We start from the raw sequence: 15,794 nt of genomic DNA on the forward strand, positions 1-15,794 counted from the left end.
CGCCTGTCAGGGGCGGATCAGCTCCACTGTGTCGTTGACCTTGGGGCTCCCGGAGATCACTTCAGCCTCCGCGTAGTGGCTGTCGAACAGTTCGACGATGCGCACTTGGCCAACGTTCTCGCGGCGGTAGCGTGGACCGCAGGCCCGCGAATGCCGGATACGGCGCTTGTGCCGGATCACGTCCAGCACCTGCCCGACCTGGGCACCGTCGGCCTGCCCGACACAGACCACAAGCGTTCCGTCCTGCTTTTCCAGCACCTGGCCGCGCATCAACACGTTGTGGCGGAACCCACCCTCGTTCGCGGAGACGACCCCCGGCAATGCGAACGCGAGCGCGAGGGCCAGTGCGGCGACCCAATGGCTGCGATTGGTACCTCGGGGTCTGGAATGGGCGACGTGTGTGACCGTATTCATGGTGTGGACTCCTTAGATGGGCTGCGAGGGGTGGCGGCATCCGCCAGTGGAAGGCGTTTGAGCAGCAACGCGTTGAGGGCGACGATCACCGAACTGCCCGACATCGACAGCGCGGCGATTTCTGGCGACAGCACGAACGGATAGAGCACACCGGCCGCCAGCGGAAAGGCCAGCACGTTGTAGCCCACGGCCCAGCCCAGATTCTGATGCATCTTGCGCAGAGTGGCGTGGGCGATGGTGGTCGCGCGAACGACGTCATAAGGGTCGCTGTGCATGAGCACGATGTCGGCACTCTCGATGGCGACGTCGGTGCCGGCGCCGATCGCGAACCCAACGTCGGCTTGGGTGAGCGCCGGTGCGTCGTTGATGCCGTCGCCCACCATGCCGACCTTGAGGCCCTGCGACTGCAGCTTGATGACCTCATCGGCCTTGCCGCCCGGCAGCACGTCGGCCAGCACGATGTCGATTCCCAGGTCCTGTGCCACGCGCTCGGCCGTGGGGCGGTTGTCGCCGGTGATCATCGCCACCTTGATGTTGCGCCGGTGCAATTCGTCGATGGCCGCGCGCGAGGTCTCCCGGATCGCGTCGGCAATCGCGAAGAAGCCTGCGAGCCGGTCACCCACCCCGGCATAGATCACCGTGCGACCGGCACCGGTGAGGCGCGCAGCCTCCGCTTCCAATACCGAGAGGTCGATGCCGTGCTCGACCATCAGGATCCGGTTGCCCAGCACCACCTGCACCCCGTCAACCACGCCGGTAGCGCCCTGGCCATCGATGTTGGTGAACGCGGTAGCGCGCTCGGCTACCGGACCGGCACGCTTCAGGATGGCCTGCGCCAGCGGGTGCTCGGAGTGCGCCTCGACCGCGGCGGCCGCGGCCAGCAACCGCTCCTGCGTCCAGCCCGGCGCGACCGCCATGTCGACCACCTCGGGGGCGCCGACCGTCAGGGTGCCGGTCTTGTCGAAGATCACCACGTCCAGGCGTGCGCTCTTCTCAATCGATTCGGCATGCTTGAAGAGGATGCCGTGTCGTGCCCCCAGGCCAGTGCCGATCATGATCGCCATCGGCGTGGCCAAACCGAGTGCATCGGGGCAGGCGATGACGAAGACGGTGATCGTCAGCGTGAGCGCGAACAGCAGCGGCTGTCCCAGCCACCAGAACCAGACCGCGAAGGTCAGCAGCCCGATCACGATCGCAGCCAGCACCAGCCATTGCGAGGCGCGGTCGGCGAGCAGCTGCGCGGGCGCCTTGGAGTTCTGCGCGGTCTGGACCAGCTTGATGATCTGCGCCAGTGCCGTGTCGCTGCCGATCTTGGTGGCGGTGTAGGCGAATGCGCCGCTCTTGTTGATCGATCCGCCGACGACGGACTCTCCGGGATCCTTGCGCACCGGCATCGACTCGCCGGTCAGCATGGATTCGTCGACCTGAGAGCTGCCTTCCGTCACGATGCCATCGACCGGGATCTTCGCCCCGGGCCGCACGATCACGGTCTCGCCGACCAGCACTTCAGCGGTGGGAATGTCGAGCTCCTGCCCCTCGCGCCGGACGACCGCGCGGGGTGGGGACAGCTTCAGCAGCGCTTTCATGGCGTCCGAGGCGCCGGCGCGAGCCCGCATCTCGAGCCAGTGGCCAAGCAGGACGAAGGTCAGCAGGACGGCCGAGGCCTCGTAGAAGTTCGGCCCGTCGAAGAAGAACGTCGACGCGATGCTGAAACCGTAACCTGTGCCCACGCTCAGGAGCACCAGGACCGCCATGTCCAGCACACCCCGTCGCAGGGACCGGATCGCGGCGCTGAAGAATGGCCAGCCCGGATACAGCACGGCGCCGGTCGCCAGCAGGAACAACCAGACGTTCTCGCGCAGTCCGAACGGCACCGGCGGCGGCTCTATCAGCCCGCCCATGGGCGACCACACGAATACCGGGATCGCGAAGGCGAGGGCGACCAGGAAGCGGCGGCCCATGTCGCGCGCCGCGGCGTGCAGATCGCTGCCGTGGTTCATGCCCGCATGGGCGTCGTGGCCCCCGGCATCCGTGGCGTCATCGCCGTGGCCGGCGTGGGCGTCAGCGGGGCGCTCTGCGGCCAATTCCTGTCCGTGCCCGGCATGCGCAGCATGGGCGTGCGCGCCTGCGGCGGGGTCGGCATCGGGCATCGGCGCGTTGCATTGGAAGCCGCAGTCGCGGATCGCGGTGGCGACCGCGCCCGCCGACAGGCGGGCCGGGTCGTAGGACACCTGCAGGGTCGCGGTAGCGAAATTCGCGCTGGTGGCGTTGACTCCAGGCAGCGCGGCCACGGCCTTCTCCAGCGTGCGCGCGCAGCCGGCACTCACCATGTCGCCGATGGGCCAGGTGCGCGTGCGCACAGTGGGTTTGTGGACGTGCGTCATCGGGTTTCTCCTTGGGATGGAGCGGGGCCGCGCCGGCGTCGCGGGATGAAGGCCGGCACTTCCTGCATGTAGCGGACGTAGTCGTCGCCGAAGCGGCTCAAGCAGTCTTTTTCCTCACGACGCGCCAGGCGGGCATAGGCCCACACGAGCACTGGATAGCTGGCGAGCGTGAGCAGCGTGGGCCACTGCAGCAGGAAACCGGTCAGCACGAGCAGGAAGGCGACGTACTGCGGGTGACGCATGCGCGCATACACGCCCTCGCGGGCGAGCCGGCCTTCACGCTGTGCCCGATACAGCACCGGCCAGGCGGCCGACAGCAGCCAGAAGCCGCCGCCGATCAGGACGAAGCTTGCGATGTGGAATGGGCCGAAATGCGGGTTGGCGCGCCAGCCGAACCACATCTCGAGCAGATGGCCCGCGTCATGGCTCAGCCAGTCCACCTGCGGATAGTTGGCGCTGAGCCAGCCGCCCAGGACGTACAGCGTCAGCGGGAAGCCATACATTTCCGCGAACAGGGCCACGACGAAGGCGGAGAACATACCGAACCCACGCCAGTCCCAACGGGTCAGCGGTTTGTAGAAGCTCCAGGCGAAGAAGATGAAGAACGCGGCGTTGATGGCGGCGAGGAGCCAAAGACCGTAGCCGGAGTCGGGTGCCTGCATGTCAGTGCCCTCCGTTCGAGGTGTCGGACGTTTCGTCGTTCAGTGCCCGCTTGCTACGGCTCTCATGCTGGCCATGGGGTGTGTCGTCGGCATTGCCGTCGCGCCCATGACTTCCGGAACCTCCATGACCGCCATGCCCCTTGTGCATGAACACATGCATCAAGGGACATAGCAGCAGGATGGCCAGGGGCAACCAGCGAAGCGTCCCCCCAAGGTGGGCGCGGTGCTCGACGGCGAGATAGAACACGGCCAGCGCCAGGAAGATCCAGAAGACCCAGCGTCGGGAGCCTGAGGGGGCAGGACTGGAGGCTGTCATGGCAAATTCTCCTCTGTGGGGCGGCGTCCAAGAAGTCGCCGGGGGGTGGACTTGACGAACCCGCCGCCTTCAGCAGCGGCAACAGATTCGATCAATGCGCAGACGTCATCGCCAGTCGGAATGGAGTCCGGAAGCTCCGCCCAGGCGTGGATGGCACGCTCCATTCGTCCGTGCATGGCGAGCAGCCTGTCCAGTTGTTGGCGGGTGTCGTCGAGCCTGCGCCGAATGATGTCCCGCACAAGCGGACAGGGACTATGTCGCAGCAGGCTGTGGTGGATGATTTCCTCGATTTCCCCCAGCGTGAAGCCAAGGTGTTGCGCCGTGCGAATGAAGTGCAGGCGAAGGAGCTCCGAGGTGGAGAACAACTGGTAGCCGCCCTCGGTATGCGTGGCCGCTTGCAACAGACCGCGCCGCAGGTAGTTGCGCACCACATGCACCGTGACATCGCCCTGCCGTGCCAGCTGGCGGACCGTCATCAGCGGCAGCGTCACTTCTTCCTTGGTCGTCATCGGCTTGCTCCCGGCGAGGTGTTGATCAGGCTAGACCTGTGTCTCGCACACAGGTCAACCGGCCTTGCGGTGGGCGAAGCCAGTAACGCGCGAATTGGCCGTGGACGGACGGATGTTCGCGGCCACAGTTGCATGAGCCGTCGGTCCCTGCCTGCGTTGAACGGCCCCATCACTACTTCTCCTTGGGTAGTGCGGAGGAGGGGTGCGGCTTCCTGGCCAGCTGCCGCTGCTTGATCAGCGAGTACAGCGCCGGGATCACGACCAGGGTGAGGATGGTCGAAGACACCATGCCACCTACCATCGGCGCAGCGATTCGGCGCATGACTTCCGAGCCAGTACCGCTGCTCCACATGATGGGCAGCAGGCCCGCCATGATCGCGACCACGGTCATCATCTTCGGGCGCACGCGGTCGACCGCGCCTTCGATGATGGCCTCGCGCAGGTCCCGTGAATCCAGTGCCCGGCCTTCGGCCTGCCTCTGCGCGGCACGCGCTTCAAGTGCGTGGTCGAGGTAGATCAGCATCACCACGCCAGTTTCCGCGGCGACGCCGGCCAGCGCGATGAAGCCCACGATCACCGCGACGCTGGTGTTGTAGTCGAGCATCCACATCAGCCAGATGCCACCGACCAGTGCGAAGGGCACCGACAGCATCACGATCAGCGACTCGGTGACACGGCGGAAGTTGAGGTACAGCAGCAGGAAAATCAGCGCCAGCGTCACCGGAACGACGACACGCATCTTCTCCGCGGCACGTTGCATGTATTCGTACTGTCCACTCCAGGTCACGTAGTAGCCAGGCGGGAACTGCACCTGCTCGGTGACCGCTTCCTGCGCAGCCTTCACGTAGCGGCCGAGATCGCTCTCTCGGGTGTCGACGTAGATGTACGCCGCCAGCATCGCGTTCTCGGTGCGGATGCTCGGCGCACCCTTCCTGACCTCAATCCGCGCCAGTTCGCCCAGCGGCACCTGGGCGCCGCCGGGCACCGGCACAAGGACTTGGCTGCCTATCCGGTGCGGATCGTCGCGGAGTTCGCGGGGATAGCGCACGATCGCGCTGAAGCGTTCGCGGCCCTGGAGGATGGTGGTGACGATCTCGCCGCCCAGCGCGGCGGCCACCACGTTCTGCACCTCGCCCAGGGTGACGCCGTACTGGGCCAGGCTGCCAAGGTCGGGGGTGATGTCGAGGTAGTAGGCGCCGGTCAGGCGTTCGGCGAACGCGCTGGTCGTGCCCGGCACTTCGCGCACCACGGCTTCGATCTCGGTGGCCAGCGCGTCGAGTTGCTCAAGGTCCGTGCCGAAGAGTTTGATGCCCACGGGCGTGCGGATGCCGGTGGCCAGCATGTCGGTGCGCGCCTTGATCGGCATCGTCCAGGAGTTGGCGACGCCCGGGAACTTCAGCGCCGCGTCCATCTCGGCGATGAGCTTGTCGGTGGTCATGCCGTCCCGCCATTCGTCCTCGGGCTTGAGGTTGATGACGGTCTCGAACATCTCCAGCGGTGCGGGATCGGTGGCCGTCAGGGCACGGCCCGCCTTGCCGAACACCGACTCCACTTCCGGGAAGCCCTTGATGATCCGGTCCTGCTGCTGCAGCAGCTCCGAGGCCTTGGTCACCGACATGCCCGGAAGCGACGCGGGCATGTACAGCAGCGTGCCTTCGTTGAGGGTTGGCATGAACTCGCTGCCCAGCCGCGATGCAGGCCACAGGCTTGCAAACAGGGCGGCCAACGCAAACATGATTGTGGCCATGCGATGCCGCAGAACGACGTTGATCACCGGCCGATAGGCCGCAACCAGGAACCGGTTCACCGGATTCTTGTGCTCGGGCACGATCTTGCCGCGCACGAACAGCAGCATGAGTACCGGTACCAGCGTGATCGACAACAGCGCGCCACCGGCCATCGCGAAGGTCTTGGTGAAGGCCAGCGGCTTGAACAGGCGACCTTCCTGAGCCTCCAGGGCGAACACGGGCAGGAACGAGACGGTGATGATCATCAGGCTGAAGAACAGCGCCGGCCCGACCTCGCGACAGGCATCGATGATCAGCTGGGTCCGGCTGCGGGAGCCGTCGGAGCGCTCGATGTGCTTGTGCGCGTTCTCGATCATCACGATCGCCGCGTCGACCATCACGCCAATCGAGATCGCGATGCCGCCCAGGCTCATGATGTTGGAGTTCATGCCCAGCATGCGCATCGCGATCACCGCGATCAGCACGCCGACGGGCAGCATGACGATCGCGACCAGCGCGCTGCGCGCATGGAACAGGAATACCAGGCACACCAGTGCGACGATCAGGCTCTCCTCGAGCAGCGTCGTGCGTAGCGTCTTGATCGCGCGCACGATGAGATCGGAGCGGTCGTAGACCGCCTGGACGCTGACGCCCTCGGGGAGTCCACTCGCAAGCTGGGCGATCTTGTCCTTCACCCCCCCGATCACGGCCAGGGCGTTTTCGCCGAAGCGCGCAATGACGATCCCGCCCACAACGTCGCCTTCGCCGTCCAGGTCGACGATGCCACGGCGCTCATCGGGTACCAGTTCGACCCGGGCGACGTCGCCGATCAGCACCGGTGCGCCCCCTTCGGCGCGCAGAACCAGGCTCTCGATATCCTCGATACCGCGCAGGTAGCCGCGGCCCCGCACCATGTACTCGGTCTCGGCCATCTCGATCACGCGGCCGCCGACGTCGCGGTTGCTCTCGGCGATCACCTCGGACACGCGTGAAATCGGGATGTCGAACTCGCGCAGCCGGACCGGATCGACGGTGATCGAGTACTGGCGCACGAAGCCGCCGACGCTGGCGACCTCGGCCACGCCGGGCGCGGTGGTGAGCTGGTAACGCAGGTACCAGTCCTGCATCGCGCGCAGCTCGTCCAGCGAGTGGCGGTCGCTCTGCAGCACGTACTGGTAGACCCAGCCCACGCCGGACGCGTCGGGTCCCAGTGCCGGTGCCACGCCAGCCGGCAGGTTTTTCGACGCGACGTTGAGGTTCTCGAGCACGCGCGAGCGCGCCCAGTACAGGTCCGTGCCTTCTTCGAAGATGACGTAGATGAAGGAGGCGCCGAAGAACGAGAAGCCGCGGACGTCCTTCGACTTCGGCGTCGCGAGCAGGGCGCTGGTCAGCGGATAGGTGACCTGGTCCTCGACCACCTGGGGCGCCTGCCCCGGGTACTCCGTGAACACGATCACCTGCACGTCCGACAGATCCGGTTGTGCGTCCAGCGGCGTGTTCATCAGTGCGTAGATGCCACCGGCGACAATCGCCAGCGCCATCAGCAGCACCAGGAAGACGTTGCGCACCGACCATTCAACGAGACGGCCAAGCATGTCAGTGCCCCTCGTGGCCGGTGGGGGCGGGCGGAGTCTCTTCCGGGCTAGCCGGCATGGAATGACCGGCGTGCGGATCAGAGGCCTCGTCACCATGACCTGCGTGCGGGTCGGCGGCGTCCTCGCCGTGCCCGGCGTGTGGATCCTCAGCGGTGCCCGAAGGCGCGCCGTGTCCTGTGTGACCCTCAAGACCCTGGAGTGCCGACTGCAGGTTGCTTTCGGCGTCGATCAGGAAGTTGGCGGAGACCACGACCTGCTCGCCCTCGGTCAGGCCGTCGAGGATCTCGATGCGATCGCCGCCGCGCCGCCCCAGGCTGACATCGCGCGGTGCGAAGCGGCCAGGGCCGGTCTCGACCAGCACCACCTGGCGCGTGCCGCTGTCGAGCACGGCCGAGCGCGGAACGGTCAGGACCGGTCCAGCCCCCGGCTCCTCCAGCACCACCGTCCCATACAGCCCGGGCCGCAGGTCGCCAGCGGGGTTGGGCAGGGCGATGCGCACATCCACGGTGCGCGTCATCGCATCGATGACGGGCTGCACGAAGGTGACCTCGCCCTCGGCCACCTGGCCCGGCAGGGCCACGGTTTCAAAGCGGGCCGTTTGGCCGGGCTGGATACCCGCGGCCTGCGCCGCCGGCACCTTGGCGATCACCCACACCTTCGACAGGTCCGCCAGGCGCAGGATGGTTTCGCCGGGCTCGAAACGCGCGCCCTGGACCACCGGCTTCTCGATCACGACCGCGTCCGCGGGCGCGGTGAGCACCAGGCCCGTCTTGCCCATCTGCGCGTCACTGATTTCCCAGTTGCGCAGGCGGGTGCGGGCGGCATCGCGCAGGCGGACCATCGACGCCGCGCTCGCGGGATCGGACCCGGCCAGCCTGCGGGCGGTCTCGTCGGCCAGCCGGTATTCCTGCTGCGCCGCGGCCAGCTGCGGGCTGTAGACGGAGAGCAGCGGCTGCCCGGCGCTGACCCGCATGCCGGTCTGGTTCGCGTACAGCCGCTCCACCCAGCCTTCGAAGCGCGGGGCGATCGCGTACTGCCGGGTCTCGTCGACCTCGACCGTGCCGCTGGTGCGCACGGTAGCGGACAGGGCTCCGCGCTTGACCGCTTCGGTGCGCACGCCCAGCGCCTGCACCTTGTCCGGCGGCAGCACCACCGTGCCCGGTGCCGCCGGCGGTGCGTCGTCGGCATAGACCGGGACGTAGTCCATACCCATCGAATCCTTCTTCGGCACCGGCGACGTGTCCGCCAAGCCCATGGGATTGCGGTAATAGAGCACCTTGCGTTCTGCGGCCGGGCCGTCGATCGACGTGCCCGCGGTCGGGGAGTCGTTCGTGGCGCGGCCGGCAATCCAGCCGACGGCGAGGGCGGCGAGTGCAACGCCGATGGCGAGCGACAGGGTCTGGACACGGGTCATCGGATCTCTCCTTCGATGGCGCGCACGGCGGCGGCGCCCAACAGTTCGTCACGCAGTGCATCGACCCGTGCGAGGTCGGCGCCCTGCCATTCATTGAGTGCTTCCAGCAGCGTCCCGAAGTCGACTTCACCGACCTGGTAGCTGGCCAGGGCGGACTGCCAGGTGGCGTCGGCCTGCGGCAGCAGCGTGTTCTCGATCAGTCCGCGACGCTCGCGCGCGTTGGTCCACTGCGACCAGGCGGAAGCGCCGCGTTCCTCGACGGCCCGCAGCGTGGCGTCCCTGCGGGCAAGCGCTGCGTCTTCGAGCAGGCGCGATTCGCGCTCGCGCTCGCGGCGGGCACGCTGCTGGAACGGGATCTCGACCTCGAACATCAGCTCGGTGCTCTCGATGCCGTTGCCGAACTGCATCGCACCCACGCCCAGGGTGATGTCGGGAAAGCGGTTGCGACGCTGCAGTACCACGTTCGTGCGCGCCGCCTCGGCGCGAGCCTGCTGCGAGCGCACCGCGGGATGCGCATCGGCGTCATCCAGTGCCTCGGCAAGCGAGGCGCTGTGGACGGCGAGGCGCGGCGCCTCGTCGGGAGTCGCCAGCGGTGCATCGGACCGGCGCCCCAGCACCGCGTTCAAGGTGGCGGCCGCCTCCTGCTTGGTCGCGAGGCGTTCGATCCGCTCGCGCTGGAGGCTGGTCTGCTCGACCTGGGCGCGGATGGCATCCTGCTGCGCCGCGCGACCCAGGGCGTAGCGCACGCCGGCCATCTCTTCCACCTGGCGGAGCAGGGCGATGCGGCGATCAAGCACGGCCACGGCCTGGTCGGCATGCCAGTAGCGTGCGTAGGCCGCCTCGGCGTCGGCCAGCAAGTCGCGCGCAGTGGTGAGGCGATCGAGTCCGACCGCGACCGCGTCCTGGCTGGCCGCGGTCCGCGCCAGGGCGCGCTTGCCCCAAAGCGGGAGGCGCTGGCGCAGCGCGTAGTTGACCTCGCGCTCGGCACCGGCGGAGCGCCAGGGCTTGTCCGGATCGAGGCCGCGGAATCCAAGGGAAGCCGTCGGGTCGGGTAGGGCGCCCGCTGGCTGGATCCGTGCTTCGGCGGCCTGGGCCTCGAAGTCCATGGCCCGCAATTCCGGGTTGTGTTCCAGAACCCAGGCGCGGATCGACTCGAGGCTGTGCCCCGGGACGGGTTCGGTGGCGGTCACCGGCAGCGCCAGGGCCCACAAGGCGCCGGCAAGCACGCCGGCAAGAAGGTGCCGGAGCGGTGGCAGACGGCGGGACAGAGGGCGAGGGTGCAGGCGCCTGGCCGGCAGTCGGTCGAACGGGGATGCCATATCAGTGTCCTTGGGCCGACGCGACGCAGGTCGCTCGGACGAGGGCAGGAACACATGCCGTGACGCAGCCACGGCGCGAACGCACAGGACTGCGCCGCACAGACGTGCGGAGCAGTCAGCGTCCAGGCATCAGATCAGCAGGAGTGCCGCTGGATGGGCGGTAGGTCGGTGCCAGGCGGGTCTGGGCGGCGAATCCACCCATGTAGCCGTGACACCTGGCGCAGCATCCGCAATCGCGGCGATCGCAAGCCAGGAGAACCAGGCTTCGGCCAGCAGCGGCGGAATCGAAGGGATGCGCCCACTGTCCGCCGAGATGTCACCCTCGGTGCAGTGCGCGTCGCACACTGCCTTGCTCGCTGAGGGGAGCTCGGCATCGCAGCCGTGGCCATGGTCGTGTCGGGTGTCGGTGGCGGCAGCGACAAACGCCGCCGGCGTGACTGGGAGATCCAGGCAATCGCCATGGCCTGCGAGCGCGAACTGGGACCAGAGCAGGGCCACCATCGCGAGGAGGGCGGTGCGCTGGAACAAGTTCCGATGGCGGATGCGGACCATGGCGTGAGCTTACCTCTTACTGGAACCGATGCAATTGATCCAAGTCAATCCTTGGCCAGGCCCAGGGGCTGGCGCGGCACAGATGTGGTCGGCGAGGACGGTACGGCGGCCGACTTGGCAAGGCGAAGGGCGTTGGCCACCACCGACACCGAGCTCAAGCTCATCGCAAGCGCCGCGACCATCGGGCTCAGCAAGATCCCGAATGCGGGGTAGAGCACCCCGGCCGCGACCGGCACCCCCAGCGCGTTGTAGAGGAACGCGAAGGTGAGGTTCTGCTTCATGTTGGCCACGGTGGCCTGGGAGATCTTCCGGGCGCGCAGGATGCCCCGCAGGTCGCCCTTGACCAGGGTGATCTGGGCACTGGACATCGCGACGTCGGTGCCCGTGCCCATGGCGATGCCGACGTCGGCCGCGGCGAGCGCCGGGGCGTCGTTGATGCCGTCGCCCGCCATCGCCACCCGCCGGCCTTCGCGCTTGAGGCGCTGCACCAGCTCGGCCTTGTCCTCGGGGCGGACTTCGCCATGCACCTCGTCCAGGCCCAGCTCGGTGGCCACGGCCCGTGCGGTGGTGAGCCCGTCGCCGGTGGCCATGATGATGCGCAGCCCGGCGGCGTGGAGCTCGTTGATGGCCGCCGCGGCCGACGCCTTGATCGGGTCGGCAACCGCGACCAGCCCCGCCAGGCGCCCGTCCACGGCCAGGAACATGGCGCTCGCGCCCTCGCGGCGCATCCGCTCGGCCACGTCGACGTGCGCAGCGGGATTGGCGCCCAGGTCGTCCATGAGCGCGGTATTGCCCAGCGCAAGCGCATGGCCGGCCACGGACCCGCGCACACCCATGCCGGTCACCGAGTCGAAGTCCTCCACGCGGTCGAACTCGAAGTTCCGGCGTCGAGCCTCGGCGACGATGGCGTCGGCCAGCGGGTGCTCGCTGCCCTGGTCCAGGCTGGCGGCCAGGTGCAAGACCCGGTCGGCGTCGAAGCCCTCGAAGGCCACGACTTCCTTGAAGGCGGGGCGCCCCTCGGTGAGGGTGCCGGTCTTGTCGACGATCAGGGTGTCGATGCGGCGCATGTGCTCGATGGCCTCGGCGTCGCGGAACAGCACGCCCACCTGCGCCGCCTTGCCCGTGGCGACCATGATCGACATCGGCGTCGCCAGGCCCAGCGCGCAGGGGCAGGCGATGATCAGTACCGAGACCGCGTTGAGCACCGCAAAGGTCCAGGCCGGCTCCGGACCGAAGGAGCCCCAGATAAAGAAGGTGGCCACCGCGATCGCCAGCACCGCGAGCACGAACCAGTAGGCCGCGATATCGGCCATCCGCTGCATCGGCGCGCGGGAGCGCTGCGCCTGCGCGACCAGCTGCACGATCTGCGACAGCACGGTGTCGGAGCCCACCTTGGCGGCGCGGATCACCAGCGCGCCGGTGCCGTTCTGGGTCGCGCCGATGACCTGGTCGCCTGCGGTCTTCTCGACCGGAATCGGTTCACCCGTGAGCATCGACTCGTCGACGCTGGAGCGGCCTTCCACCACTTCGCCATCCACCGGCACCTTCTCGCCGGGACGCACGCGCAGGTGGTCGCCGACGTGGACGTGGGTCAGCGGGATGTCTTCCTCGGTGCCGTCGGCGTTGACCCGCCGGGCTTCCTTCGGCGCCAGGCCAAGCAGGCCCTTGATCGCCGCGGACGTTTTCGAGCGCGCCCGCAGTTCCAGCATCTGGCCGAGCAGGGTCAGCGAAACGATCACCGCCGCCGCCTCGTAGTACACCCCGACGCGCCCATGTTCGGTAAACGACGGTGGGAACAAGCCGGGTGCCAGCGTGGCGACCAGGCTGTAGCCAAAGGCGGCCGCAACGCCAATCCCGATGAGGGTGAACATGTTCGGGCTGCGGTTGCGGATCGACTGCACGCAGCGCTCGAAGAACGGCCAGCCGGCCCACAGCACGACTGGTGTGGTCAAGACCAGCTCGACCCAGGTCTGCACGTCGATCGACAACGGCAGGATCTGCACGTCGCCCAGCACGACACGCGGGAGGTACTGGCCGAACATGGCCAGCACGAGCGTCACCACAGTCAGCGGAAGCGTCCACCAGAACCGGCGCGAGAAGTCGCGAAGTTCCGGATTGTCATCGTCCTCCAGGCTCGGCATTTCCGGCTCCAGCGCCATGCCGCAGAAGGGACAGTTGCCTGGACCTTGTTGCCGGACTTCCGGGTGCATCGGGCAGGTGTAGATGGCGCCGGGCTGTGCCACCTCGGGTTCGTCCTGGGGCGTCAGATAGCGCTCCGGATCGGCCACGAACTTCGCGCGGCATCGCTCCGAGCAGAAGTGGAAAGGTGTGTCGGCGTGGGTCGCATGATGCTGCGTCGTGGCGGGATCGACCTGCATGCCACAGACCGGATCGGTGACCCGTCCATCCGCAGCCTCGACAGGGGCTGCGCCTGCAGAATGGTGATGGTCATGGGACGACGGTGAGTTCATGCCGATGCTCGCTTTAGTGGGGATGGACTGCCAAGGCAGTGTGCCATTGCGGGTTACACAGCTATTCGGGGCTGAGCGTCCCGAGCACTGAAACAACAATCAGGATCAAGATGGCCAGCGCGGCCTCAGCCGTAACACTCTGCCGCAAAGCCCGCACCTCCTGCGCGGGATCTCCGCTGGTCAGCGCTCGTTCCAAGCGCGGCACCAGCGTCCATCGGTGCAGCGCTCCCAAACCCAGCATTCCAGCGAACAGGGCCAGTTTGAACAGCAGCAACTTCCCGTAGGTGCTCTGGAACAGGGCCGAAAACGACCACGCGGTGAGATCCCCGTAGTGCGCGATGCCGGACACGATGAGCGCACCAACGAAGATCGTTCCCAGCGTCGAAAAACCATGCAGAAAGTCATGCGTTGATCGCAGACGCCCGCTGCCGTTCGTCTCTTTGCCGCGCAGCAGCATGGCAAGGAACATCAGGACCGCTGCGATCCAGCCGCCTGCCGCGAGAAGATGGACGATGCCTGCAGCAAGCCGGACCGCGCCTGCCAAGCCCTCGCCAGCGGCGGCGTGGCCGTTCCATGCCAGCGAAGCGAGTGCGCCGCCCGCCAGCATCGCCCCCAGCGGGAAGGCGGTCTCCACCTTCCCGCGGCGACGATGCCATCCGAGCACGAACATCAGGGCGACCAGCAGCGCGCCTCTCGCCATGGCTGCCCGGCCCGCGGACGTCTCGAGCAGATACCAGCCAAGCGATGCGCGATCAACCTCGGCAAGCGGCATTCCCATGATGCCCGCGGTCTTGAAGACGACATCGAGCCCGGTGAGCACGAGACCGGCTACGGCACCCGCCAATAGAACGCCCATGAGTGACCACCCGGCCAAGGCGTCGGCGAGTGCCGATCGACGCGACCCGTACCAACCGAAGAGTGGAACCCCGAAAAGAACCATGATGACAAGGTATTCCAGGAATCTCAGTGCATAAGCCGACAGGTCGAACATTCGCGACTCCTCAGCGCACCGTGAAGCTGAAGCTGCCCGGCATGGGGTGGTTGTCACCACCGACGGCGCGGTATTCCACGGTATAGACGCCCGGAGTCAGCGGCTGGGGCAACTTGGCACGCAGGGTCTTACCGTTGTTGACGATCTCGGTCGTGAAATTCTCGATCGGCATGGTGGAACTGCCGTGCTTCATGAGCAACTTGAGACGCGACGCCCGCGGAATCAATGTTTCGTTGAACACGAGATCGATCTGGCCCGGCGAAGCCACCACCGCATTTGCCGCCGGTGTGGACTGCTGCAGCGCGGCGTGGGCGTGCGCGATCTGCAGGGAGAACTGCCCAGCCGCAATCGCGAGGACGAGCGCGAAGGAGCGAAGGACGTTTGATGATTTCATAGGGATAAATCCTCATTGCGAATGTGATGCAAAGCCCCGTTCGGCGCCGTGCTGTGTTGGATCCGACAAGCGTTAGGTGTCGGGCTGTCACCGAAACCACGGTTGGTCGGCTTTTGATATTTGAGATGAGGATCCCGCCGCTCAGGCGGGATCCTCGACGCGTCAAGCCGCCATGGCGCTGCAGCTTTCCGCGCAACGGCGACAAACTTCGGCGCAGCGCGCCATCTCCGGGCCGTTCATGGCGTCGCATGCTTCGGCGCACTGGCGGCAGATCTCCGCGCAGGCACTGCAAACCACCGAGTGAGCGCTGGCGCCACGCAACATGGCGTCGGCGCTGGTGGCGCAGATATCGGCACACGTCGCCAGCAGGGCGATGTGCTCCGGGGCTGCGTGGGCACCTCCTTTGCTCAGGCAATAGTTGATGGTCTCAAGGCAAATCGCGTGGCATTGCGTGCAGTTGTCGATGCACTCGTTCATGGCCTGAGACCGGTGGTCTTCGGAATGGTGAGTCATGTGGATCTCCTGCTTCATCGCGGACGAGAATCGGCGCGCCCGCAACACCGCCCCCTGTTGCTCTTGCGGATCAATGCTGTGCGAAGGGTTCGGTGGTTCCGTCGTGATGGACCAGCTCGACCGTATACGGCTGCTGGCGTCCTTCCGGGACCTCCATGCCCGGCGAACCGAGCGGCATTCCGGGCAGGACCAGGCCGCGTGCGTCCGGCTTTTCTTCGAGGAGGCGCTTGATGTCCTCGGCCGGGACATGGCCTTCGATGACGTATCCGTCGACCTCGGCCGTGTGGCAGGAGCCCTTTGCATAGGGGACACCCAGGCGCTCCTTGACCGGACCCAGGTCATCCATGTCATGCACATCCACGGTGAACCCCGCCTTCTTCACGTGGTCGATCCAGCTACCGCAGCACCCGCAGGTCGGGGTCTTGTGGACGGTCATGCGTGGCAGGGCGGCTGGAGTCGCGTCGGCTGTTTCCGGGACGACCTGTGCAGTGGGCGCGATGGTGGATTGCGCGGGTGTAGCCGCTTGGGTGCAG

The 15,794-nt window shown here is 67.1% G+C and carries 14 protein-coding genes; all 14 read right to left on the reverse strand.

Going from position 1 to position 15,794, the window contains the following annotated elements; genetic code table 11:
• Positions 1-6: 6 nt before the first annotated feature.
• Positions 7-414 (reverse strand): hypothetical protein, encoded by a 408-nt coding sequence (locus O0K41_RS00380; protein ID WP_308304411.1) that lies wholly within the window; start codon positions 412-414, stop codon positions 7-9.
• Positions 411-2,798, reverse strand: coding sequence for a heavy metal translocating P-type ATPase (locus O0K41_RS00385; RefSeq protein WP_049404642.1), 2,388 nt, complete (start codon positions 2,796-2,798; stop codon positions 411-413). Before O0K41_RS00385 ends, O0K41_RS00380 begins: the two co-directional genes overlap by 4 nt.
• On the reverse strand, positions 2,795-3,460 hold the full coding sequence (locus tag O0K41_RS00390; protein ID WP_017357195.1) for an isoprenylcysteine carboxylmethyltransferase family protein: 666 nt from the start codon (positions 3,458-3,460) through the stop codon (positions 2,795-2,797). The genes O0K41_RS00385 and O0K41_RS00390 overlap by 4 nt, the downstream gene beginning before the upstream one ends.
• 1 nt (position 3,461) lies before the next feature.
• Positions 3,462-3,776, reverse strand: coding sequence for a DUF2933 domain-containing protein (locus O0K41_RS00395; RefSeq protein ID WP_065427866.1), 315 nt, complete (start codon positions 3,774-3,776; stop codon positions 3,462-3,464).
• Positions 3,773-4,285 (reverse strand): MerR family transcriptional regulator, encoded by a 513-nt coding sequence (locus O0K41_RS00400; RefSeq protein WP_017357196.1) that lies wholly within the window; start codon positions 4,283-4,285, stop codon positions 3,773-3,775. The genes O0K41_RS00395 and O0K41_RS00400 overlap by 4 nt, the downstream gene beginning before the upstream one ends.
• Before the next feature lie 172 nt (positions 4,286-4,457).
• Positions 4,458-7,607, reverse strand: a complete 3,150-nt coding sequence (locus tag O0K41_RS00405; protein ID WP_049404640.1) for a CusA/CzcA family heavy metal efflux RND transporter — start codon at positions 7,605-7,607, stop codon at positions 4,458-4,460.
• A gap of 1 nt (position 7,608) precedes the next feature.
• Positions 7,609-9,021 (reverse strand): efflux RND transporter periplasmic adaptor subunit, encoded by a 1,413-nt coding sequence (locus tag O0K41_RS00410; RefSeq protein ID WP_049404637.1) that lies wholly within the window; start codon positions 9,019-9,021, stop codon positions 7,609-7,611.
• Positions 9,018-10,340: a TolC family protein gene (locus O0K41_RS00415; RefSeq protein ID WP_239503521.1), complete on the reverse strand. Its 1,323-nt coding sequence runs from the start codon at positions 10,338-10,340 to the stop codon at positions 9,018-9,020. The genes O0K41_RS00410 and O0K41_RS00415 overlap by 4 nt, the downstream gene beginning before the upstream one ends.
• A gap of 129 nt (positions 10,341-10,469) precedes the next feature.
• The gene (locus tag O0K41_RS00420) at positions 10,470-10,892 is read right to left on the reverse strand and encodes a hypothetical protein (protein WP_049404632.1); all 423 of its coding nucleotides are present in this window, start codon (positions 10,890-10,892) and stop codon (positions 10,470-10,472) included.
• 44 nt (positions 10,893-10,936) lie between these two features.
• Positions 10,937-13,363: a heavy metal translocating P-type ATPase gene (locus tag O0K41_RS00425; RefSeq protein ID WP_080354477.1), complete on the reverse strand. Its 2,427-nt coding sequence runs from the start codon at positions 13,361-13,363 to the stop codon at positions 10,937-10,939.
• A gap of 61 nt (positions 13,364-13,424) precedes the next feature.
• Positions 13,425-14,354, reverse strand: coding sequence for a copper homeostasis membrane protein CopD (gene copD, locus O0K41_RS00430; RefSeq protein WP_017354978.1), 930 nt, complete (start codon positions 14,352-14,354; stop codon positions 13,425-13,427).
• A 10-nt stretch (positions 14,355-14,364) separates the two neighbouring features.
• The gene (copC, locus tag O0K41_RS00435) at positions 14,365-14,748 is read right to left on the reverse strand and encodes a copper homeostasis periplasmic binding protein CopC (RefSeq protein WP_017354979.1); all 384 of its coding nucleotides are present in this window, start codon (positions 14,746-14,748) and stop codon (positions 14,365-14,367) included.
• A 162-nt stretch (positions 14,749-14,910) separates the two neighbouring features.
• The gene (locus tag O0K41_RS00440; protein WP_049436432.1) at positions 14,911-15,261 is read right to left on the reverse strand and encodes a four-helix bundle copper-binding protein; all 351 of its coding nucleotides are present in this window, start codon (positions 15,259-15,261) and stop codon (positions 14,911-14,913) included.
• Between the two features lie 70 nt (positions 15,262-15,331).
• Positions 15,332-15,697 (reverse strand): DUF411 domain-containing protein, encoded by a 366-nt coding sequence (locus O0K41_RS00445; RefSeq protein ID WP_017354981.1) that lies wholly within the window; start codon positions 15,695-15,697, stop codon positions 15,332-15,334.
• Positions 15,698-15,794: the final 97 nt, after the last annotated feature.

The sequence above is a fragment of the Stenotrophomonas sp. Sm2128 genome, assembly GCF_030985535.1.
Taxonomy (GTDB): Bacteria; Pseudomonadota; Gammaproteobacteria; order Xanthomonadales; family Xanthomonadaceae; genus Stenotrophomonas; species Stenotrophomonas maltophilia.

Coding starts and splice junctions, on each gene's coding strand:
- O0K41_RS00380 (WP_308304411.1), bottom strand. CDS start 414: ATGAATACGGTCACACACGTCGCCCATTCCAGACCCCGAGGTACCAAT.
- O0K41_RS00385 (WP_049404642.1), bottom strand. CDS start 2,798: ATGACGCACGTCCACAAACCCACTGTGCGCACGCGCACCTGGCCCATC.
- O0K41_RS00390 (WP_017357195.1), bottom strand. CDS start 3,460: ATGCAGGCACCCGACTCCGGCTACGGTCTTTGGCTCCTCGCCGCCATC.
- O0K41_RS00395 (WP_065427866.1), bottom strand. CDS start 3,776: ATGACAGCCTCCAGTCCTGCCCCCTCAGGCTCCCGACGCTGGGTCTTC.
- O0K41_RS00400 (WP_017357196.1), bottom strand. CDS start 4,285: ATGACGACCAAGGAAGAAGTGACGCTGCCGCTGATGACGGTCCGCCAG.
- O0K41_RS00405 (WP_049404640.1), bottom strand. CDS start 7,607: ATGCTTGGCCGTCTCGTTGAATGGTCGGTGCGCAACGTCTTCCTGGTG.
- O0K41_RS00410 (WP_049404637.1), bottom strand. CDS start 9,021: ATGACCCGTGTCCAGACCCTGTCGCTCGCCATCGGCGTTGCACTCGCC.
- O0K41_RS00415 (WP_239503521.1), bottom strand. CDS start 10,340: ATGGCATCCCCGTTCGACCGACTGCCGGCCAGGCGCCTGCACCCTCGC.
- O0K41_RS00420 (WP_049404632.1), bottom strand. CDS start 10,892: ATGGTCCGCATCCGCCATCGGAACTTGTTCCAGCGCACCGCCCTCCTC.
- O0K41_RS00425 (WP_080354477.1), bottom strand. CDS start 13,363: ATGAACTCACCGTCGTCCCATGACCATCACCATTCTGCAGGCGCAGCC.
- copD (WP_017354978.1), bottom strand. CDS start 14,354: ATGTTCGACCTGTCGGCTTATGCACTGAGATTCCTGGAATACCTTGTC.
- copC (WP_017354979.1), bottom strand. CDS start 14,748: ATGAAATCATCAAACGTCCTTCGCTCCTTCGCGCTCGTCCTCGCGATT.
- O0K41_RS00440 (WP_049436432.1), bottom strand. CDS start 15,261: ATGACTCACCATTCCGAAGACCACCGGTCTCAGGCCATGAACGAGTGC.
- O0K41_RS00445 (WP_017354981.1), bottom strand. CDS start 15,697: ATGACCGTCCACAAGACCCCGACCTGCGGGTGCTGCGGTAGCTGGATC.